Genomic DNA, 21802 nt, shown 5'->3' on the forward strand with positions numbered 1-21802 from the left:
GACGGATTGAATCCGGAAGTCCCCGATTTCACACTGCCAAGAAAAGCCTCTAGCGAGGGAAGAGGTGCCCGTACCGCAAACCGACACAGGTAGGCGAGGAGAGAATCCTAAGGCGCGCGGGAGAACTCTCGTTAAGGAACTCGGCAAAATGACCCCGTAACTTCGGGAGAAGGGGTGCTCTTTCGGGTGAAGAGCCTGGAAGAGCCGCAGTGAAAAGGCCCAAGCGACTGTTTATCAAAAACACAGGTCTCTGCGAAGCCGAAAGGCGACGTATAGGGGCTGACACCTGCCCGGTGCTGGAAGGTTAAGGGGAGCGCTTAGCGGAAGCGAAGGTGCGAACCGAAGCCCCAGTAAACGGCGGCCGTAACTATAACGGTCCTAAGGTAGCGAAATTCCTTGTCGGGTAAGTTCCGACCCGCACGAAAGGTGTAACGACTTGGGCGCTGTCTCAACGAGAGACCCGGTGAAATTATACTACCTGTGAAGATGCAGGTTCCCCGCGACAGGACGGAAAGACCCCGTGGAGCTTTACTGCAGCCTGATATGGAATTTTGGTATCGCTTGTACAGGATAGGTGGGAGCCTAAGAAGCCGGAGCGCCAGCTTCGGTGGAGGCGACGGTGGGATACCACCCTGGCGGTATTGAAATTCTAACCCGCACCCCTTAGCGGGGTGGGAGACAGTGTCAGGTGGGCAGTTTGACTGGGGCGGTCGCCTCCCAAAAGGTAACGGAGGCGCCCAAAGGTTCCCTCAGAATGGTTGGAAATCATTCGGAGAGTGCAAAGGCACAAGGGAGCTTGACTGCGAGACGGACAGGTCGAGCAGGGACGAAAGTCGGGCTTAGTGATCCGGTGGTTCCGCATGGAAGGGCCATCGCTCAACGGATAAAAGCTACCCCGGGGATAACAGGCTCGATCTCCCCCAAGAGTCCACATCGACGGGGAGGTTTGGACACCTCGATGTCGGCTCATCGCATCCTGGGGCTGTAGTCGGTCCCAAGGGTTGGGCTGTTCGCCCATTAAAGCGGTACGCGAGCTGGGTTCAGAACGTCGTGAGACAGTTCGGTCCCTATCCGTCGCGGGCGTAGGAAATTTGCGAGGAGCTGTCCTTAGTACGAGAGGACCGGGATGGACGCACCGCTGGTGTACCAGTTGTCCCGCCAGGGGCACCGCTGGGTAGCTATGTGCGGACGGGATAAGCGCTGAAAGCATCTAAGCGTGAAGCCCCCCTCAAGATGAGATTTCCCATCGCGTTAGGCGAGTAAGATCCCTCGAAGATGACGAGGTTGATAGGTCCGAGGTGGAAGCGTGGCGACACGTGAAGCTGACGGATACTAATCGATCGAGGGCTTAACCTAGAAAAGCGCAGGCGAGCGGTTCGCCGCGACGGGCAAATGTTCTTCGCCCGCAGGGGTGCTTGCACCCCGAAGGAGAAGGTGATTTGACCCCGAGCGGCGGCGAGCCGGAGCTAGACAGTGCGAAAAGCGGAGGCCGCCCGCTTATCGGCGAAACGCGCTGGAGGGCCTGCGAGGAGGCTATGCCACCACAGCAGGACCGAAGCGTCGCGAGCCGATGGCGGCCGGAGCTAGACAGTACGACACGCGGCTTCTTCCGACGGTTATCTAGTTTTGAAGGAATGAGTTCCTTCTTGACAGGAATTAATTTTCTGGTATAATGATTGATGAAAAACGGAATCGCTTGCCTAGTGGTGATAGCGGAGGGGAAACACCCGTTCCCATCCCGAACACGGAAGTTAAGCCCTCCAGCGCCGATGGTAGTTGGGGCCAGCGCCCCTGCAAGAGTAGGTCGCTGCTAGGCAAAAAATCCCTTGTCGATATGAACATCAACAAGGGATTTTTTGTTTGGTTTGATCGTTATGTTTCGTACTGTAAAGAAATAGTTTGTTATCAGCCAATGCAGAGTGGCAGCCGTTACTGCGGGTTGGATCATAACGGCATTTGCGCATCGGCTGAGCAGCTGTTCCATTTTTGCATCAAGTATTCATTCACGAGCCATGGAACTTTTTTCGCTGACACGGTGAGAAATTCGACAATAAAAATATACGCTTTGCTTGGATAGGAGTGAAGAAGCTCGCACCACCACTCGGTTTCATACCGGGAAATCATGCTCAAATTGTACAACAATAAATAGTGAGCATGTATTTCCGGTAACAAAAAAATTTTTTCTTTCTTGACCGCGATTCGATAGGTGCCATCAAGCTGAAAGAAAAATGGTCCCTCCCCGACCGGGGAAAGCGGCGCTGTCAGTTGAAAACGTAGCCATTCTCCTTCTTCATTGACAAATGTGATCGCCTTTCCTTGCCCCTCTTCCCGTAGGTATTGAAGGAAGCGAGTCAATGGCATGTGATAATAGTCTAAAATGGTTTTTGGGATGGCTACCATTGGAGGGGAGACAGTATGTACAACCGGCAAAGACAACTGCTTTTTTCGTCCACTTAAGAGGAAAAAGGTGTCATGCAATTCGCCGATCCGTTGCAGCAACGCCCCCATCCGAAACTTCTCCCCGGCTTCCTGTTTCACATGAAACATTTTTTCAGAAAAATGAGTGAATAAACCGTTTTTTTGTACTTTTACCTCATCATCAAGAAATTCATAACCTTGCTTTTTCCGTTTCCTTGCTGATACACCGTGGGCGAGGACTGACGTCGACTCAGGGTAATCGGGGTCAACGGTAAGTAGACATGCTTTTAAAAGCTGCACCATGCCATAAAACAACAACACCGGCTTGATTGACAGCGGTGCCTGTTGAGCCGTAGCATAAAAGTTCTGCCCGTGCTCCAAATAATATAAAAACGGGTAGCAGTTCGTATAGCTGCGCTGAACAGCATCTTCGCGATGCAATTGTTTGTAGCATTGCTGCAAAAATTGTCGAGCGGTGTCAGCGGATTGGAAAACGGAAAGGCGGGGTTGTTTGTTGTTATTTCCGAACATTTTATCCCCCCTGTCACTAGATGATGAACAAATAACTGAAAAGTTGAACATTTCCCTGATTCCTTGACAGTAGTTTAACCAGTTGTTAAGCTACTAATAATATTTCCGGACAAGGGGGAGAAAACATGTGGGAAACGAAATTTGCAAAGGAAGGTTTGACGTTTGACGATGTTCTTCTCATCCCAGCCAAATCAGACGTATTACCGCGCGACGTTGATGTGACGACAAAATTGAGTGATACCCTGCAGCTGAACATCCCCATTATTAGTGCCGGCATGGACACTGTGACGGAAGCCGAGATGGCCATTGCCATGGCTCGGCAAGGAGGACTTGGCATTATTCATAAAAATATGTCCATTGAGCAGCAAGCCGAACAAGTTGACAAAGTGAAACGCTCAGAGCGGGGGGTTATTACCGATCCCTTTTTCTTGACACCTGACCATCAGGTGTACGACGCGGAACATTTAATGAGCAAATACCGGATTTCAGGTGTGCCGATCGTCAACAATGCCGACGAACAAAAGCTTGTTGGCATCATTACGAACCGCGATTTGCGCTTCATTCAAGATTACTCGATAAAAATTTCCGAGGTAATGACGAAGGACCATTTAATCACCGCTCCGGTTGGAACAACGTTGGAGGAAGCGGAGAAAATTTTGCAAAAACATAAGGTTGAAAAACTGCCTTTGGTCGATGAAAACGGAGTGTTGAAGGGGCTCATCACCATTAAGGATATTGAAAAGGTGATCGAGTTTCCCAACTCGGCAAAGGACGCTAAAGGACGGCTTGTTGTCGGTGCAGCCGTAGGGGTGACAGCCGACACAATGATCCGCGTCAAAAAGCTTGTTGAGGCGGGAGTCGACGTCATTGTTGTCGACACAGCGCACGGTCACTCCAAAGGTGTTCTTGAGACGGTAGCGAACATTCGTCGTCAATACCCAGACTTGAACATTATCGCTGGCAATGTCGCGACAGCTGAGGCGACGCGCGATTTAATTGAGGCGGGGGCGAACATTGTCAAGGTCGGAATTGGACCGGGATCCATTTGTACGACGCGGGTTGTCGCCGGGGTCGGTGTTCCACAAATTACGGCGATCTACGACTGTGCGACAGAGGCGCGCAAACACGGCGTTCCCATTATCGCTGATGGCGGGATTAAATACTCCGGTGACATCGTCAAGGCGATCGCAGCTGGAGCGCATGCCGTCATGCTTGGAAGCTTGCTCGCCGGTGTTTCGGAAAGCCCGGGAGAGACAGAAATTTATCAAGGCCGCCGCTTTAAAGTATATCGGGGCATGGGATCGGTCGCGGCGATGGAGCGTGGCAGCAAAGATCGCTACTTTCAAGAAGATGCGAAAAAGTTCGTTCCCGAAGGCATTGAGGGGCGCGTGCCATACAAAGGACCGCTCGCCGATACGATTTACCAGCTCGTCGGCGGACTGCGCGCCGGTATGGGCTATTGCGGGACGAGAAACTTGGATGAGTTACGGGAGAAAACGCAATTTATCCGCATGACGGGCGCAGGGCTGCGCGAAAGTCATCCGCACGATGTACAAATTACGAAAGAGGCGCCAAACTACTCCGCGTTTTAAGCGCAGTTGCGCCAATTGGCCTAACTTTGACGGAGACATGCCCTCCGTCTATTTTTTTGGCTGTCCATATGTTACAATAACGGTTGTGTAAGGAGGGTGCGACGTGAAGACGAAAAAACAAACTTGGTTTTTTTGGCTGCTATCGATTTGTCTTTGTTTGACCGTTTGGCCGTTCCAACGAACGGTGCAAGCGGAAAGCGCGCCGCTTGACATTCGAGCCGATGCGGCCATTTTAGTGGACGCGCAAACAGGAAGAATTTTGTATGAAAAAAATATTGATACAGTGCTCGGCATTGCCAGTATGACAAAAATGATGACCGAATATTTGCTTCTTGATGCGATTAAGGCGAAGCGCGTTAAATGGGATCAAACGTATACGCCGAGCGAGTATGTATATCGGCTTTCCCAGGACCGTGCCTTGTCGAACGTGCCGCTGCGCAAGGACGGCAAATATACGGTGCGGGAACTGTATGAAGCGATGGCGATTTATTCAGCCAATGCCGCAACGGTTGCCATTGCTGAGGTCATAGCTGGATCGGAAAAAAATTTTGTAACGATGATGAACAAAAAAGCGAAGCAGCTTGGGCTCAAAGATTATAAGTTCGTCAATGCGACCGGACTCAGCAATCAAGACTTAAAGGGCTTCCATCCAGAGGGAACGAACACGGATGAGGAAAATGTTATGTCCGCACGGGCCATGGCGATGCTTGCCTACCGGCTGTTGAAAGACCATCCCGAAGTGCTGGAAACAGCGAGTATTCCCCGAAAAATATTCCGGGAAGGAACAGAAGATGAAATTCGAATGGACAACTGGAATTGGATGCTTCCCGGCCTTGTATACGGATACGAAGGGGTTGACGGGTTGAAAACTGGCTATACAGAATTTGCCGGCAACTGCTTTACCGGAACGGCAAAGCGGAACGGGGTGCGCCTCATTTCTGTTGTCATGAACGCGAAAGACGCGAGTGGAAAAACGACAAAAGAGGCGCGCTTTGAGGAGACGGAAAAACTATTTAACTATGGATTTAATCAATACTCGCTTCAAACGCTTTATCCGAAGGGATATCAACTGAAAGGAAAAGAGACGCTTCCAGTCGTGAAAGGGAAAGAAAAAAAAGTTCGTGTCGCCACGGCCAAAAAGCTATCGCTGCTAGTGAGACACGGCGAGGAAAAACAGTACAAACCGGTCTATGTATTGGATAAGAAAAAGATGACAAATGAGGGCGAACTGACCGCTCCGTTGAAAAAGGGAGAGACGGTCGGATATATGACGCTTGAATATAAGGGAGATGACTCTCTTGCCTTTTTAAGCCCGGACATGCAAAAAAACATTCGTGTGCCGCTTGTGACGACCGCTGAGGTGGAAAAAGCAAACTGGTTTGTGCTTTCCATGCGCGCGATCGGCGGCCTGTTCGCTGACTTATGGACGAGCGCTGCGAAAACGGTGAAAAGCTGGCTGTGAAGCAACTCCCCTGCTTGGGGAGCTTTTTTCCATTGTGATTTTTGTAAAAATTGAGGTAAAATAAAACAGTGGAATCATCCTTTTGCGATATGACTAAGCATAAGGATAGGAATAGGGGGAATCAACGTTGGCATTGACAGGCACAGACCGCGTCAAACGCGGCATGGCGGAAATGCAAAAAGGCGGCGTCATCATGGACGTTGTCAATGCGGAACAAGCGAAAATTGCTGAGGCGGCAGGGGCTGTCGCGGTCATGGCGCTTGAGCGCGTCCCGGCGGACATTCGCGCTGCCGGCGGCGTCGCGCGCATGGCGGACCCGACGGTGGTCGAAGAAGTGATGAACGCCGTTTCCATCCCGGTGATGGCGAAAGTGCGCATCGGTCATTATGTGGAAGCGCGCGTCCTTGAGGCGCTCGGCGTTGACTACATCGACGAAAGCGAAGTGTTGACGCCGGCTGATGAGGAATTCCATATCGATAAACGGCAGTTTACGGTTCCGTTTGTGTGCGGGTGCCGCGACTTAGGTGAGGCCGCCCGCCGCATCGCGGAAGGGGCGTCGATGCTGCGGACGAAAGGGGAGCCGGGGACAGGCAACATCGTTGAAGCGGTGCGCCATATGCGCAAAGTCAACGCGCAAATCCGCAAAGTCGTCAGCATGAGCGAGGACGAGCTTGTCGCTGAGGCGAAGCAGCTTGGGGCTCCGGTTGAAGTGTTGCGCGAGATCAAACGGCTTGGCCGCCTCCCGGTCGTCAATTTCGCCGCCGGTGGTGTCGCGACACCGGCTGACGCTGCTCTCATGATGCACTTAGGCGCAGACGGCGTCTTTGTCGGGTCAGGCATTTTCAAATCGGAAAACCCGGAAAAATATGCGCGGGCGATCGTTGAAGCGACGACTCATTACGAGGACTATGAGCTGATCGCCCACTTGTCCAAAGGGTTGGGCGGCGCGATGCGCGGCATCGATGTCGCGACATTGTTGCCGGAGCACCGCATGCAAGAACGCGGCTGGTAATTTAGATAAAGGAGCAAAACAACGATGAAAATCGGTGTACTGGGACTGCAAGGAGCTGTGCGGGAGCATGTTCGCGTCATTGAGGCGTGCGGCGCTGAGGCGGTCATCGTGAAAAAACCGGAGCAGCTCGCTGAACTCGATGGGCTCGTGCTGCCAGGCGGCGAAAGCACGACGATGCGACGCCTCATTGACCGGTATGGCCTCATGGAACCGCTGAAGCAATTTGCCGCTGACGGCAAGCCGATGTTCGGCACGTGCGCCGGGCTCATTTTGCTGGCGAAACGAATCGTCGGTTACGACGAGCCGCACTTAGGTTTGATGGACATTACGGTGGAGCGGAACTCGTTCGGACGGCAGCGGGAAAGCTTTGAAGCGGAGCTGTCGATTCAAGGGGTCGGCGACGGGTTCGTCGGCGTCTTCATCCGTGCGCCGCACATCGTCGAGGTCGGAGACGGGGTCGATGTCCTCGCGACATACAACGACCGCATTGTCGCGGCTCGGCAAGGCCAATTTCTTGGCTGCTCGTTCCATCCCGAACTGACCGATGACCATCGGTTCATGCAATACTTCTTAAATATGGTCAAGGAAGCAAAAACGGTATCAAGCGTATAAATGAATGCGAACGCGATGAGAGGAACTAGTAGCAGGCATCCCTCCTTTCAGAGAGCCGGTGGGTGGTGCGAACCGGCAGGAGGCGCCTGTGAATCCATCCTCGAGCAAAATGCTGAACACCTAAGCGGTCAATAGGCGTTTTCGGCAGCCGCCGTTATCGGCATAAGTGGAAGGCATGATGAGCCTTCAATAAGGGTGGCACCGCGGGAACGCTCCCGTCCCTTTTTTGGGACGGGAGCGTTTTTATGTATAATAAATGGTGGGTAAGGAGGTAAAACAAATGTTGGATGTCAAATTACTGCGCACTCAATTTCCAGAGGTAAAAGAAAAGCTGATGCAGCGGGGCGGGGACTTGGCCAACATCGACCGGTTTGAGCAGCTCGACAAGGAGCGCCGCCGTTTGATCGCGGAAGTCGAAGAGTTGAAAAGCAAGCGCAACAATGTGTCGCAACAAATCGCTGTCTTAAAGCGCGAAAAAAAGGACGCTGAACCGTTGATCGCCGAAATGCGTCAAGTCGGCGACCACATTAAACAATTGGACGAGCAAATTCGCCAACTTGAAGAAGAGCTTGACGGCCTTCTTTTGTCGATGCCAAACGTGCCGCATGAGTCTGTGCCGGTCGGCCAATCGGAAGAAGATAACGTCGAAGTGAGACGATGGGGAGAACCGCGCTCGTTTTCCTTTGAACCGAAGCCGCATTGGGAAATCGCTGATCAACTTGGTTTGCTCGACTTCGAGCGGGCCGCCAAAGTGGCAGGAAGCCGGTTTGTGTTTTATAAAGGACTAGGGGCTCGTCTTGAGCGGGCCTTAATCAACTTTATGCTCGACATTCATCTCGATGAGTTTGGTTACCAAGAGGTGTTGCCTCCATATTTAGTGAACCGGGCGAGCATGATCGGAACCGGTCAGCTTCCGAAGTTTGCTGAAGATGCGTTTCATTTGGACAGCGAGGATTATTTCCTCATTCCGACAGCGGAAGTGCCGGTGACGAACTTGCATCGCGATGAAATTTTAGCGGCTGACGATTTGCCGCTTTACTATGCGGCTTACAGCGCGTGCTTCCGCGCGGAAGCCGGCTCGGCTGGCCGCGACACGAGAGGGCTCATCCGTCAGCACCAATTCAATAAAGTCGAGCTCGTCAAGTTCGTCAAGCCGGAGGATTCATATGCCGAGCTCGAAACATTGACGCGCCAAGCGGAAACGATCTTGCAGCGGCTCGGGCTTCCGTATCGTGTCGTCGCCTTGTGTACAGGGGATCTTGGTTTTTCGGCCGCGAAAACGTATGACATCGAGGTGTGGCTGCCAAGCTATGGGACGTACCGGGAAATTTCGTCGTGCAGCAACTTCGAGGCGTTCCAGGCGCGCCGTGCCAATATCCGCTTTCGCCGCGAGCCGAACGCAAAGCCGGAGTATGTGCATACGCTAAACGGCTCAGGGCTGGCGATCGGGCGCACTGTCGCCGCCATTTTGGAAAACTATCAGCAGGAAGACGGATCGGTCGTAATTCCCGAGGCGCTCCGTCCGTACATGAGGAATCGGGATGTCATTCGCTAAGCGGGGAACAGAGGTGATTCCTCTTCGCCATTGATTGACTTTTCCTTGCGGTCGTGTTATAGTGAATGACGTTGGCAATGAGAAGAAAGGAACGGCAGACGCCAATTCCCCTATTCTCGGCCACGGCGATGAAGAGCCATACTGACGCGCATAAGAGGAGAATTGTCTATTCGGAACGGCTTCCCACTAAGCCGCCGTTTCCGACCATAAAAAAACCCGCCGATTGAAGGCGGGTTTTTTTATCCGTCATCCTCCCCTCTTTACGACGATAAACTGATCATTGATCAACAACCAATTTTGCGGGAAATCAAGGCCAAGCTTCCAGTAGCTCACCCCGCGCAGCCCGAGTTCTTTGACTAACTGGAATTTGGCTTGAATCGACCGCGCGTCTTCAAACCATACTTCATGTTCGCGGCCGTTCTCATCGCGATAGCGAAAGTGGGGCGCCTGCGCCTCGATGTCGTATTCAATGGCGACGTTATACCTCGCAGCGAGGGCGATGGCTTGCTGCGGACTAATCGCTCGGGCGTATGGACCGCCCGGTACGTACGGCAACGTCCAGTCATAGCCATACAAGTTTTGTCCCATTAAAATTTTTCCTGCCGGCATTTCCGAAATGGCATACTCAAGTACGCGCCGGACCGGGCCGATTGGCGAAACGGGCATTGGCGGTCCGCCGCTGTACCCCCATTCGTACGTCATAATGACGACAAAATCGGCGATTTGCCCGTGGGCACGGTAATCGTGCGCCTCATACCAGCGCCCGCGCTGAGTCGCACTCGTTTTCGGCGCTAACGCGGTCGACATCAGCCACCCTTCTCGTTCAAACCGCCGTTTTGCCTTGCGCAAAAAGGCGTTGTATGCCTCGCGGTCTTCCGGGCGCAAATATTCAAAATCGAAATGAATGTCGCGAAAACCGTAACGTCTGGCGGTCGCGACAATGTTGTCGAGCAAGCGGTTTTGTAGCGTCTCATTCGTTAAAATAAGGGCGCCAAGCTCGTCGCTGAACTGTCCGTTTTCAATGTTGGCAACCACCATAACAAGCGTGACGCGGTTGGCGCGGGCGATGGCGGGAAAGTCATCAAGCGGCGGTTCTTGCAATGTTGCGTCGCGCCGGATAGAAAAATAAAAGGGGCTTAAATAGGTCAAATACGGGGCGGCCTCGCGGGCGCTCGCTTCCAGTGCCGGGCTGACCGTGGCTCCGCGCGGCTCAATGTATGCGTTAAATTCCGCTCTCCGCTTGGCGCCGGGAGGGATGTACAGCCGCTGACCGACCCGCAGCGGGGCATTTAACGAGAGGCGGTTCACCTCTGCAAGCCGCTGCATCGGAATCGAGAATCGGCGTGCAATCGACCATAAACTGTCGCCGCGCTGCACCCAATAAAAACGGCCAACGATCGGGATCACCAGCGTCTGGCCGACAACGAGTTTATCAGGGTTTGGGAGCTTGTTGGCCCGGACAATTTCCTCGACGGTCGTTCCGTATGCCTCGGCAATCCCGCTCAACGTTTGTCCGCTCTGTATGACATGGATTTGCATACTGGCCCTCCTAGTTGCGTCTTTATTCTCCATATTTTATGATGGAAAGGCAAGAGAAATGACCGTTTGCGCAAAGGGGTATACGATGAACCACGATGAGTATTACATGAAGTTAGCGATTGAAGAGGCAAAAAAAGCCGAACAAATCGGCGAAGTGCCGATCGGCGCCATCATCGTTCAAGACGGCCGCGTCATCGCCCGCGCCCATAATTTGCGGGAAACGGAGCAACGCGCCATTGCCCATGCGGAAATTTTAGCGATTGACGAAGCGTGTCGGGCCATCGGTTCATGGCGGCTTGAGCGGGCGACGCTGTATGTGACGCTTGAGCCATGTGCCATGTGTGCGGGAGCGATCGTCCTTTCCCGCATTGAGCGAGTGGTGTTTGGCGCCAGCGATCCAAAAGGAGGCTGCGCCGGGACGTTGATGAACTTGCTGCAAGAGAGCCGGTTCAATCATCAAGCTAGCGTGACGAGCGGTGTGTTGGCAAGCGAGTGCGGCTTGCTGTTAAGCGATTTTTTCCGCCGGCTGCGGGAACAGAAGAGAAATGTTGGCGGGAGTTCCAATGAAAAATCGGTTCGGTGACATTGCTTTTTTTCTGCAAACGAGCTATACTGATAGTGCCGTGCTAAGCGGGGAGGTAGCGGTGCCCTGTACTCGCAATCCGCTCTAGCGAGGCTGAATTCCTTCTCGAGGTTAGTCTGTTGTGAGGTCTGTCTCAAGCAAGTGGTGTTGACGTCTGGGTCCTGCGCAATGGGATTCCGTGAACCCTGTCAGGTCCGGAAGGAAGCAGCAGTAAGCGGATGCTCCCATGTGCCGCAGGGGTGCCTGGGCTGAGCTAACTGCTTGAGCAACGCTCGGGGCAGCTAATCGACAGAAGGTGCACGGCCTTACATAGCCGAAAAAACCCACTCACAACGAGTGGGTTTTTTGTTATTTCAAATCGAAACGAGAAGTTATATAATAAATAAGATGAGAGGAAGAGGAGGGCCGTTTTCCGTGGCATATCAAGCGTTATACCGTGTTTTCCGGCCGCAGCGCTTCGCTGACATGGTTGGCCAGGAGCACGTGACCAAGACGTTGCAAAGCGCCCTGCTTCACCATAAAATATCCCACGCTTACCTATTTTCCGGTCCGCGCGGGACGGGAAAAACGAGCGCGGCGAAAATTTTTGCCAAGGCGGTCAACTGCGAACGGGCTCCGGCGGCCGAACCATGCAACGAATGCCCTGCTTGCCTCGGCATCACAGACGGAACGATTCCGGATGTGTTGGAAATTGACGCCGCCTCCAACAACCGTGTCGATGAAATCCGCGACATTCGCGAAAAGGTCAAATTCGCTCCGACCTCGGTCCGCTACAAAGTGTACATTATCGATGAAGTGCACATGCTATCAATCGGCGCGTTTAACGCCTTGCTGAAAACGTTGGAAGAGCCGCCGAAACACGTCATTTTTATTTTGGCTACCACTGAACCGCACAAAATTCCGGCGACGATTATTTCCCGCTGCCAACGGTTTGATTTTCGCCGCATCCCGCTATCGGGTCTCATGTCGCGTCTGAAATACGTAGCCAATGCCCAGGGGGTGCAGGCATCTGATGAGGCACTGTCCGCTATCGCTCGTGCTGCCGATGGCGGAATGCGTGATGCTCTCAGTTTGCTCGATCAGGCCATCTCGTTTAGCGATGGAACGATCGAGCTTGACGATGTGTTGATGATGACCGGGGCGGCATCATTTGCAGTGTTGGCCGGTTTGATTGAAGCGATTCACCGGAAAGACACGGCCGCAGTGTTGCAACAGTTTGAGGCGATGATGGAGCAAGGAAAAGACCCGAATCGTTTAGTGGAAGACTTGATTTTGTACTATCGTGACTTGCTTTTCTATAAAACCGCTCCTCATGTCGAAGACGCCATTCAAATTGCCATTGTTGATGAAACGTTCGTCTCCCTTGCTGAGACGATTTCGCTCCACGATGTGTACGGGGCTATCGAATTGCTGAACAAAAGCCAGCAAGAGATGAAATGGACGAACCACCCGCGCCTTTTGCTGGAAGTGGCGCTTGTGAAGCTTTGTCATTCGCCATCCGCCGCTTCGGCGCTCTCTGTTTCCGAACTTGAACCGTTGATGAAGCGACTGGACATGCTAGAAGCAGAATTGCGCCGTCTAAAGGAACAATCGTCCGTTTCTTCATCCGCTCCCGCCTCAACGAAAAAACCGGTGAAAGCGGTGAAAGCAGGGGGATATAAAGCGCCAGTCGGCCGCATTTATGAGCTGTTGAAGCAAGCGACGCACGAAGATTTGGCACTGGTGAAAGGCCGCTGGGCGGATGTGCTTGATACGTTAAAGCGGCAGCACAAAGTATCGCACGCCGCTCTCCTGCAAGAAAGCGAGCCCGTTGCGGCAAATGCCTCGGCATTTGTGTTAAAATTTAAATATGAAATCCATTGCAAGATGGCAACAGATCCAGCAAGCTCGGTCAAAGAAAACGTTGAAGCCATTTTGTTTGAACTGACTCATCGGCGCTTTGAAATGATCGCTATCCCGGAAGAGGAATGGGGAAAAATAAGGGAAGAGTTTATCCGCAACAAAGAAGCCAAAGCGGAAAAAAGCGAGGAGGAGCCGTTGATCGCTGAGGCAAAGCGGCTGTTTGGCGAGGAATTGATCGAAATGAAAGAATAACCGACCAAAGGAGGATGTGAAAATGATGCGTGGCGGAATGGGCAATATGCAAAAAATGTTAAAGCAAATGCAAAAAATGCAAAAAGAAATGCAAAAGGCGCAGGAAGAACTGGCGGAAAAAACAGTGGAAGGTACAGCCGGGGGCGGCATGGTAACCGTGATCGCCAACGGCCATAAACAAATTTTACAGGTAAACATTAAAGAAGAAGTGGTCGATCCGGATGACATTGAAATGCTGCAAGATTTGGTTTTAGCAGCGACAAACGACGCCCTCAAAAAAGCGGATGAACTGGCCAATGATATGATGGGGCAGTTTACAAAAGGGCTTAACATTCCAGGATTGTTCTAGGGGGATACGATGCATTATCCAGAACCGCTATCCAAACTGATTGATAGCTTTATGAAACTGCCCGGGATCGGCCCAAAAACGGCTGCCCGCCTAGCTTTTCATGTGTTAGCCATGAAAGAGGATACCGTGCTTGAATTTGCCAAAGCGCTCGTTGACGTCAAGAGACAGATTCGTTACTGCACGGTTTGTGGGCATATCACCGATCGCGATCCTTGCTACATTTGCAAAGATGAGCGCCGGGATCGAACAACGATTTGTGTCGTACAGGATCCGAAAGACGTCATCGCCATGGAGAGAATGAAAGAATACAACGGCTTATATCACGTCTTGCACGGTGCAATCTCCCCAATGGAAGGCATTGGTCCGGAAGATATTAAAATCGCCGAACTATTGGCGCGGTTGCAGGACGAAACGATTCAAGAAGTCATTTTGGCAACCGACCCAAACATTGAGGGAGAAGCAACAGCGATGTATATCTCGCGCCTGTTGAAGCCAACGGGGATTAAAGTGACTCGCATCGCTCATGGCTTGCCTGTTGGCGGTGATTTGGAATATGCGGATGAAGTGACACTGTCAAAGGCGTTGGAAGGGCGTCGCGAACTATAGAGAGAAAGAAGGTGGGGATCGATTTGCTTTGGCGGCGAAAGGGGAAACTAAAGAGACAGTTTGATGAAAAGCTGCTAGCTGAACTGCAAAAGGCAAGAGACGAATGGCTCGAGCAAAAGCAGCTCATCGAAAAAAGCGTCGACCCGTCACCAGAAGTGTGGAGCGCGCTGCAACTTGCCGAGGCCAAATATTTGTTTCTTCTCCGCGAGGCAAAGCACCGCCGCGTGACAAACGTCCATCGGTTCCATCCTATGCGCGGAGCGGTTCGTCGCTGAGCATAGGAGAGGCCGGTGATGTCGGTGTGGAAATCGTTGGTGATGGTTTCTTCCGGTTAGACGGCTTTGAGCGCCCACTACTAGAGCTGAAATGCAGCCGAGGGGTTAGAAACGCCTGAAACCATGGAAGGCCGGTGATTGAAGGAGAAATACCACTTTCCAACAGTGTTTCTCAAACCTTCCTTCTGATGAAAAGGATGTGCCCTTCGCTATATTTTTTGTTCTTTTTTCCCCCGCTGTTCATACGTTTGTAGTACAAGCGTAGAAAAAAGGGGGTTGAGTCTTTGGAGCCAAATGTTGTGATTCCTTTGTTATTGGTATTCATCACGATGCTGCTGATTGTTGGCGCCCGCCTTAAAGCGCTCCGCTTGATCGGTTACGCTGCCGTTCGGCTGCTCGTCGGCGCGCTTGCATTGTTTGTCATCAATGCCATCGGTGGACAGTTCAGCGTTCATATACCGATCAATTTCATCACTTCACTCATTTGCGGGTTTCTCGGTCTTCCCGGAGCAGCAGCGTTGATTGTCATTGATCAGTATATTTTGTAGGAGAAAAGCCATTCTTGTAGCGAAAGGGCAAAATCCAATATAAAGAAACGATTGAACACGAATCGTTTTGTGATGGAGAGAAAGAGACGTCTCCTTACTTTTTTAGGGACGTCATTTTTTTTATAAAAAACCATTGACTTTTTGGTCATTGTTAGGTATATTAAATAACGTCGCTGTCGACAAAAAACGTCTTGACAATGACTTGATGGATGTCTATAATAATAAAAGTGTGCGAGATGATATCGTTCATGCTCCTTGAAAACTAAACAAAACCCAAGAGCCAATACGAAAAGCGGAGGCCGCTTGCCTATCGGCGAAACGCGCTGAGAGGCCCGCGAGGAGGCTGTCGCCGCCGCAGCGGGACACGAAGCGTCGCGAGCCGATAGCGGCCGAAGCTAGACAATACGAAAAGCGGAAGCGCCGTGATTGGCTCTCGAAGCCAAATGTTCTTCACCCGGAGGGGTGCTTGCACCCCGAGGGTGAAGGTTATTTGGCAGAAGAGAGCCAGGCGCTGGAGCTAGACAATACGAAAAGCGGAGGCCGCTTGACACGTTTGGTGTCGGCGCCGAAGCTTACAAAGCCAATCAACTTTCATTGGAGAGTTTGATCCTGGCTCAGGACGAACGCTGGCGGCGTGCCTAATACATGCAAGTCGAGCGGACCGAATCGGAGCTTGCTCTGGTTGGGTCAGCGGCGGACGGGTGAGTAACACGTGGGCAACCTGCCCGCAAGACCGGGATAACTCCGGGAAACCGGAGCTAATACCGGATAACACCGAAGACCGCATGGTCTTTGGTTGAAAGGCGGCCTTTGGCTGTCACTTGCGGATGGGCCCGCGGCGCATTAGCTAGTTGGTGAGGTAACGGCTCACCAAGGCGACGATGCGTAGCCGGCCTGAGAGGGTGACCGGCCACACTGGGACTGAGACACGGCCCAGACTCCTACGGGAGGCAGCAGTAGGGAATCTTCCGCAATGGGCGAAAGCCTGACGGAGCGACGCCGCGTGAGCGAAGAAGGCCTTCGGGTCGTAAAGCTCTGTTGTGAGGGACGAAGGAGCGCTGTTTGAACAAGGCGGCGCGGTGACGGTACCTCACGAGAAAGCCCCGGCTAACTACGTGCCAGCAGCCGCGGTAATACGTAGGGGGCGAGCGTTGTCCGGAATTATTGGGCGTAAAGCGCGCGCAGGCGGCTCCTTAAGTCTGATGTGAAAGCCCACGGCTCAACCGTGGAGGGTCATTGGAAACTGGGGAGCTTGAGTGCAGGAGAGGGGAGCGGAATTCCACGTGTAGCGGTGAAATGCGTAGAGATGTGGAGGAACACCAGTGGCGAAGGCGGCTCTCTGGCCTGTAACTGACGCTGAGGCGCGAAAGCGTGGGGAGCAAACAGGATTAGATACCCTGGTAGTCCACGCCGTAAACGATGAGTGCTAAGTGTTAGAGGGGTCACACCCTTTAGTGCTGCAGCTAACGCGATAAGCACTCCGCCTGGGGAGTACGGCCGCAAGGCTGAAACTCAAAGGAATTGACGGGGGCCCGCACAAGCGGTGGAGCATGTGGTTTAATTCGAAGCAACGCGAAGAACCTTACCAGGTCTTGACATCCCCTGACAACCCAAGAGATTGGGCGTTCCCCCTTCGGGGGGACAGGGTGACAGGTGGTGCATGGTTGTCGTCAGCTCGTGTCGTGAGATGTTGGGTTAAGTCCCGCAACGAGCGCAACCCTCGCCTCTAGTTGCCAGCATTCGGTTGGGCACTCTAGAGGGACTGCCGGCGACAAGTCGGAGGAAGGTGGGGATGACGTCAAATCATCATGCCCCTTATGACCTGGGCTACACACGTGCTACAATGGGCGGTACAAAGGGCAGCGAACCCGCGAGGGGGAGCGAATCCCAAAAAGCCGCTCTCAGTTCGGATTGCAGGCTGCAACTCGCCTGCATGAAGCCGGAATCGCTAGTAATCGCGGATCAGCATGCCGCGGTGAATACGTTCCCGGGCCTTGTACACACCGCCCGTCACACCACGAGAGCTTGCAACACCCGAAGTCGGTGCGGTAACCCTGACGGGAGCCAGCCGCCGAAGGTGGGGCAAGTGATTGGGGTGAAGTCGTAACAAGGTAGCCGTACCGGAAGGTGCGGCTGGATCACCTCCTTTCTAAGGGGAAAAGCGAAGGCCGCCCGCCAATCGGCGAAACGCACTGGAGGGCCTGCGAGGAGGCTATGCCGCCGCAGCAGGACCGAAGCGTCGCAAGCCGATGGCGGCCGGAGCTAGACAGTACGAAAAGCGGAAGCGCCGCGATCGGCTCTCGAAGCCAAATGTTCTTCACCCAGAGGGGTGCTTGCACCCCGAGGGGGAAGGTTATTTGGCAGAAGAGAGCCAGGCGCTGGAGCTAGACAGTATGAAAAGCGGAAGCAAGACAACGATGGATCGTTCACACAGAGGCGCTTGTGGTTTTGTTTAGTTTTGAGGGAGCATGATTCCTCGACACAACGATATTGGTTATGGGCCTATAGCTCAGCTGGTCAGAGCGCACGCCTGATAAGCGTGAGGTCGGTGGTTCAAGTCCACTTAGGCCCATCTCGATGAAGGGGCCTTAGCTCAGCTGGGAGAGCGCCTGCTTTGCACGCAGGAGGTCATCGGTTCGATCCCGATAGGCTCCACCATTCCCATCGTTCCTTGAAAACTAGATAACCGGAAAAGCGGAGGCGCCGCGGTTAGCTCTCGAAGCCAAATGTTCTTCACCCGCAGGGATGCTTGCATCCCAAGGGGGGAGGTTATTTGGCAGAAGAGAGCTAGGCGCCGAAGCTAGACAATAAGGAAGAAGCCGAGACGCTGTAGGTTAAGCTAGAAAGGGCGCACGGTGGATGCCTTGGCACTAGGAGCCGATGAAGGACGGGGCAAACGCCGAAACGCTCCGGGGAGCTGTAAGCAAGCGTCGATCCGGAGATGTCCGAATGGGGGAACCCACTGTCCGTAATGGGGCAGTATCCATGCCTGAATCCATAGGGCATGGAGGGCACACCCGGGGAACTGAAACATCTTAGTACCCGGAGGAGAAGAAAGCAAAAGCGATTCCCTGAGTAGCGGCGAGCGAAACGGGAACAGCCCAAACCAAGAGGCGAGTCCTCTTGGGGTTGTAGGACCGCTCACTATGGGAGTGAGAAAGGAACGGGGTAGACGAACCGGTCTGGAACGGCCGGCCAGAGAAGGTGAGAGCCCTGTAGTCGAAACTTCGTTCCCTCCCGAGCGGCTCCTGAGTACGGCGGGACACGGGAAATCCCGTCGGAAGCAGGGAGGACCATCTCCCAAGGCTAAATACTCCCTAGTGACCGATAGCGAACCAGTACCGTGAGGGAAAGGTGAAAAGCACCCCGGAAGGGGAGTGAAAGAGAACCTGAAACCGTGTGCCTACAAGTAGTCAGAGCCCGTTCATGGGTGATGGCGTGCCTTTTGTAGAATGAACCGGCGAGTGACGATGGCGTGCGAGGTTAAGCCGAAGAGGCGGAGCCGCAGCGAAAGCGAGTCTGAACAGGGCGCAGGAGTACGTCGTCGTCGACCCGAAACCAGGTGATCTACCCATGTCCAGGGTGAAGGCCGGGTAACACCGGCTGGAGGCCCGAACCCACGCACGTTGAAAAGTGCGGGGATGAGGTGTGGGTAGGGGTGAAATGCCAATCGAACTTGGAGATAGCTGGTTCTCCCCGAAATAGCTTTAGGGCTAGCCTCGGGTGTAAGAGTCTTGGAGGTAGAGCACTGATTGGGCTAGGGGCCCTCATCGGGTTACCGAACCCAGTCAAACTCCGAATGCCAACGACTTATGCCCGGGAGTCAGACTGCGAGTGATAAGATCCGTGGTCGAGAGGGAAACAGCCCAGATCGCCAGCTAAGGCCCCCAAGTGCACGTTCAGTGGAAAAGGATGTGGAGTTGCGAAGACAACCAGGATGTTGGCTTAGAAGCAGCCACCATTTAAAGAGTGCGTAATAGCTCACTGGTCGAGTGACTCTGCGCCGAAAATGTACCGGGGCTAAACGTGCCGCCGAAGCTGCGGGATGACCGTTGGTCATCGGTAGGGGAGCGTTCTAAGGGCAGAGAAGCCAGACCGGAAGGACTGGTGGAGCGCTTAGAAGTGAGAATGCCGGTATGAGTAGCGAAAACAGAGGTGAGAATCCTCTGCGCCGAAAGCCTAAGGGTTCCTGAGGAAGGTTCGTCCGCTCAGGGTTAGTCGGGACCTAAGCCGAGGCCGAAAGGCGTAGGTGATGGGCAACAGGTCGAGATTCCTGTACCACCTCCTTCCCGTTTGAGCGATGGGGGGACGCAGGAGGATAGGGCGAGCAGGCGGCTGGAAGAGCCTGTCCAAGCAGTGAGGCTGGCCAGTAGGCAAATCCGCTGGCCGGAAGGCCAAGCTGTGATGGCGACGGATTGGATCCGGAAGTCCCCGATTTCACACTGCCAAGAAAAGCCTCTAGCGAGGGAAGAGGTGCCCGTACCGCAAACCGACACAGGTAGGCGAGGAGAGAATCCTAAGGCGCGCGGGAGAACTCTCGTTAAGGAACTCGGCAAAATGACCCCGTAACTTCGGGAGAAGGGGTGCTCTTTCGGGTGAAGAGCCTGGAAGAGCCGCAGTGAAAAGGCCCAAGCGACTGTTTATCAAAAACACAGGTCTCTGCGAAGCCGAAAGGCGACGTATAGGGGCTGACACCTGCCCGGTGCTGGAAGGTTAAGGGGAGCGCTTAGCGGAAGCGAAGGTGCGAACCGAAGCCCCAGTAAACGGCGGCCGTAACTATAACGGTCCTAAGGTAGCGAAATTCCTTGTCGGGTAAGTTCCGACCCGCACGAAAGGTGTAACGACTTGGGCGCTGTCTCAACGAGAGACCCGGTGAAATTATACTACCTGTGAAGATGCAGGTTCCCCGCGACAGGACGGAAAGACCCCGTGGAGCTTTACTGCAGCCTGATATGGAATTTTGGTATCGCTTGTACAGGATAGGTGGGAGCCTAAGAAGCCGGAGCGCCAGCTTCGGTGGAGGCGACGGTGGGATACCACCCTGGCGGTATTGAAATTCTAACCCGCACCCCTTAGCGGGGTGGGAGACAGTGTCAGGTGGGCAGTTTGACTGGGGCGGTCGCCTCCCAAAAGGTAACGGAGGCGCCCAAAGGTTCCCTCAGAATGGTTGGAAATCATTCGGAGAGTGCAAAGGCACAAGGGAGCTTGACTGCGAGACGGACAGGTCGAGCAGGGACGAAAGTCGGGCTTAGTGATCCGGTGGTTCCGCATGGAAGGGCCATCGCTCAACGGATAAAAGCTACCCCGGGGATAACAGGCTGATCTCCCCCAAGAGTCCACATCGACGGGGAGGTTTGGCACCTCGATGTCGGCTCATCGCATCCTGGGGCTGTAGTCGGTCCCAAGGGTTGGGCTGTTCGCCCATTAAAGCGGTACGCGAGCTGGGTTCAGAACGTCGTGAGACAGTTCGGTCCCTATCCGTCGCGGGCGTAGGAAATTTGCGAGGAGCTGTCCTTAGTACGAGAGGACCGGGATGGACGCACCGCTGGTGTACCAGTTGTCCCGCCAGGGGCACCGCTGGGTAGCTATGTGCGGACGGGATAAGCGCTGAAAGCATCTAAGCGTGAAGCCCCCCTCAAGATGAGATTTCCCATCGCGTTAGGCGAGTAAGATCCCTCGAAGATGACGAGGTTGATAGGTCCGAGGTGGAAGCGTGGCGACACGTGGAGCTGACGGATACTAATCGATCGAGGGCTTAACCTAGAAAAGTGGAAGCGCCGTGTTTCGCTCTCGAAGCCAAATGTTCTTCACCCGCAGGGGCGCTCGCGCCCCGAGGGGGAAGGTTATTTGGCAGAAGAGAGCTAGGCGCTGGAACTGGACAATAGAAAAGCGCAGGCGGCCGGAGCTAGACCGGACGAAATGCGGCTTCTTCCGACGGTTATCTAGTTTTGAAGGAATGAGTTCCTTCTTGACAGGAATTAATTTTCTGGTATAATGATTGATGAAAAACGGAATAGCTTGCCTAGTGGTGATAGCGGAGGGGAAACACCCGTTCCCATCCCGAACACGGAAGTTAAGCCCTCCAGCGCCGATGGTAGTTGGGGCCAGCGCCCCTGCAAGAGTAGGTCGCTGCTAGGCAATTGAAGGCAGCTCATTGCACACAACAAGCAATGAGCTGCTTTTGTTTTTACAGGAACGTGAGAAATCAAGGTAACGTATCTTTTCAACTACTATTTTCAACTGCTAGCAGTATAGAACGGTAGAAATGGGGGAAACATAGAGGATGGGAGGTGGAGAGTGTGAGAGCGTCGGCGGCAGGCGGAAATCAGCGTGAGGCGGTTTGCCTTGTATGTGAACAGGAAAAAAAGGAAGGCATTTTTCTTTTCGGCCATTTTCTTTGTCTAGATTGCAACAAGGCGATCGTACAGACGGATCCCGATGATCCGAATTATTCATTTTATGTGCAGCAGCTGCGAAAAATGTTCATATCGAAAATTTATTCATAACAAGGGCCTGTTTTGTGTATCAGGCCTATTTTTCTTGTATGGGCGTACTAGACTTGTTACTATTATTCTTAGTATTCACCCTCGTTCCTCTTTGGCGAGAACGGTTTCTTCTTGAGAAAA

General features: G+C 53.3%; 14 protein-coding genes, 2 tRNA genes, 5 rRNA genes, 1 other RNA gene and 1 other annotated feature (1 of these 23 cut by a window edge). Of the genes, 20 read left to right on the top strand and 2 right to left on the bottom strand.

Annotated features, from left to right (window positions below; all coding sequences use genetic code 11):
• A 23S ribosomal RNA gene (locus GC56T2_RS00065) occupies nt 1–1356 on the top strand (it extends 1575 nt beyond the left edge of the window).
• Nucleotides 1357–1699: 343 nt separating this feature from the next.
• A 5S ribosomal RNA gene (gene rrf, locus GC56T2_RS00070) occupies nt 1700–1816 on the top strand.
• A gap of 128 nt (nt 1817–1944) precedes the next feature.
• Here the strand turns inward: rrf (GC56T2_RS00070) and GC56T2_RS00075 are convergent.
• On the bottom strand, nt 1945–2949 hold the full coding sequence (locus GC56T2_RS00075; RefSeq protein WP_144972269.1) for a YaaC family protein: 1005 nt from the start codon (nt 2947–2949) through the stop codon (nt 1945–1947).
• 125 nt (nt 2950–3074) lie between these two features.
• On the opposite strand from GC56T2_RS00075, the gene guaB reads away from it, so the two are divergent.
• The 5 genes from guaB to serS all read left to right on the top strand — a co-directional run bounded on the left by guaB (nt 3075) and on the right by serS (nt 9182).
• Nucleotides 3075–4541, top strand: a complete 1467-nt coding sequence (gene guaB / locus GC56T2_RS00080; protein WP_033018346.1) for an IMP dehydrogenase — start codon at nt 3075–3077, stop codon at nt 4539–4541.
• Between the two features lie 103 nt (nt 4542–4644).
• Nucleotides 4645–6003, top strand: coding sequence for a D-alanyl-D-alanine carboxypeptidase family protein (locus GC56T2_RS00085; RefSeq protein WP_144972270.1), 1359 nt, complete (start codon nt 4645–4647; stop codon nt 6001–6003).
• A gap of 127 nt (nt 6004–6130) precedes the next feature.
• Complete coding sequence (pdxS, locus tag GC56T2_RS00090; RefSeq protein WP_033018342.1) at nt 6131–7015, top strand: pyridoxal 5'-phosphate synthase lyase subunit PdxS; 885 nt, start codon at nt 6131–6133, stop codon at nt 7013–7015.
• A 24-nt stretch (nt 7016–7039) separates the two neighbouring features.
• Nucleotides 7040–7627, top strand: coding sequence for a pyridoxal 5'-phosphate synthase glutaminase subunit PdxT (pdxT, locus tag GC56T2_RS00095; RefSeq protein ID WP_144972272.1), 588 nt, complete (start codon nt 7040–7042; stop codon nt 7625–7627).
• Between the two features lie 6 nt (nt 7628–7633).
• Nucleotides 7634–7853: a binding site (T-box leader), on the top strand.
• Nucleotides 7854–7907: 54 nt separating this feature from the next.
• Nucleotides 7908–9182: a serine--tRNA ligase gene (serS, locus tag GC56T2_RS00100; protein WP_144972274.1), complete on the top strand. Its 1275-nt coding sequence runs from the start codon at nt 7908–7910 to the stop codon at nt 9180–9182.
• 246 nt (nt 9183–9428) lie between these two features.
• On the opposite strand, the gene GC56T2_RS00105 is transcribed toward serS, so the two are convergent.
• Nucleotides 9429–10721 (bottom strand): glycoside hydrolase family 18 protein, encoded by a 1293-nt coding sequence (locus GC56T2_RS00105; protein ID WP_144972276.1) that lies wholly within the window; start codon nt 10719–10721, stop codon nt 9429–9431.
• Nucleotides 10722–10806: 85 nt separating this feature from the next.
• Here GC56T2_RS00105 and tadA point away from each other — a divergent pair, with 85 nt between their 5' ends.
• The 13 genes from tadA to GC56T2_RS00175 all read left to right on the top strand — a co-directional run bounded on the left by tadA (nt 10807) and on the right by GC56T2_RS00175 (nt 21682).
• Nucleotides 10807–11304, top strand: coding sequence for a tRNA adenosine(34) deaminase TadA (gene tadA / locus GC56T2_RS00110; RefSeq protein ID WP_033842753.1), 498 nt, complete (start codon nt 10807–10809; stop codon nt 11302–11304).
• Nucleotides 11305–11342: 38 nt separating this feature from the next.
• Nucleotides 11343–11607, top strand: an RNA gene (gene ffs, locus GC56T2_RS00115) — signal recognition particle sRNA large type.
• A gap of 111 nt (nt 11608–11718) precedes the next feature.
• Nucleotides 11719–13398: a DNA polymerase III subunit gamma/tau gene (dnaX, locus tag GC56T2_RS00120; protein WP_144972279.1), complete on the top strand. Its 1680-nt coding sequence runs from the start codon at nt 11719–11721 to the stop codon at nt 13396–13398.
• Between the two features lie 22 nt (nt 13399–13420).
• Nucleotides 13421–13747 (top strand): YbaB/EbfC family nucleoid-associated protein, encoded by a 327-nt coding sequence (locus tag GC56T2_RS00125; RefSeq protein WP_033018335.1) that lies wholly within the window; start codon nt 13421–13423, stop codon nt 13745–13747.
• Between the two features lie 9 nt (nt 13748–13756).
• Nucleotides 13757–14353: a recombination mediator RecR gene (recR, locus tag GC56T2_RS00130; protein WP_033018333.1), complete on the top strand. Its 597-nt coding sequence runs from the start codon at nt 13757–13759 to the stop codon at nt 14351–14353.
• Nucleotides 14354–14376: 23 nt separating this feature from the next.
• Entirely contained in the window at nt 14377–14628 is a 252-nt protein-coding gene (locus GC56T2_RS00135) for a YaaL family protein (RefSeq protein ID WP_033018348.1), read from the top strand.
• A 284-nt stretch (nt 14629–14912) separates the two neighbouring features.
• Nucleotides 14913–15176 carry a pro-sigmaK processing inhibitor BofA family protein gene (locus tag GC56T2_RS00140; protein ID WP_033018332.1) on the top strand — a complete coding sequence of 88 codons (264 nt, stop codon included), beginning with the start codon at nt 14913–14915 and terminating at the stop codon, nt 15174–15176.
• A 591-nt stretch (nt 15177–15767) separates the two neighbouring features.
• Nucleotides 15768–17325: ribosomal RNA gene (locus GC56T2_RS00145) — 16S ribosomal RNA — on the top strand.
• A 349-nt stretch (nt 17326–17674) separates the two neighbouring features.
• A tRNA-Ile gene (locus tag GC56T2_RS00155) sits at nt 17675–17748 on the top strand.
• A gap of 10 nt (nt 17749–17758) precedes the next feature.
• A tRNA-Ala gene (locus GC56T2_RS00160) sits at nt 17759–17834 on the top strand.
• A 174-nt stretch (nt 17835–18008) separates the two neighbouring features.
• Nucleotides 18009–20939: ribosomal RNA gene (locus tag GC56T2_RS00165) — 23S ribosomal RNA — on the top strand.
• Between the two features lie 258 nt (nt 20940–21197).
• Nucleotides 21198–21314, top strand: a 5S ribosomal RNA gene (gene rrf / locus GC56T2_RS00170).
• Together the 16S, 23S and 5S rRNA genes with 2 tRNA genes alongside form the textbook arrangement of a ribosomal RNA operon.
• Nucleotides 21315–21475: 161 nt before the next feature.
• Nucleotides 21476–21682: a sigma factor G inhibitor Gin gene (locus GC56T2_RS00175; RefSeq protein ID WP_033017933.1), complete on the top strand. Its 207-nt coding sequence runs from the start codon at nt 21476–21478 to the stop codon at nt 21680–21682.
• Nucleotides 21683–21802 lie beyond the last annotated feature (120 nt).

The sequence above is a fragment of the Geobacillus sp. C56-T2 genome (assembly GCF_007829715.1).
GTDB classification, from domain to species: domain Bacteria; phylum Bacillota; class Bacilli; order Bacillales; family Anoxybacillaceae; genus Geobacillus; species Geobacillus icigianus.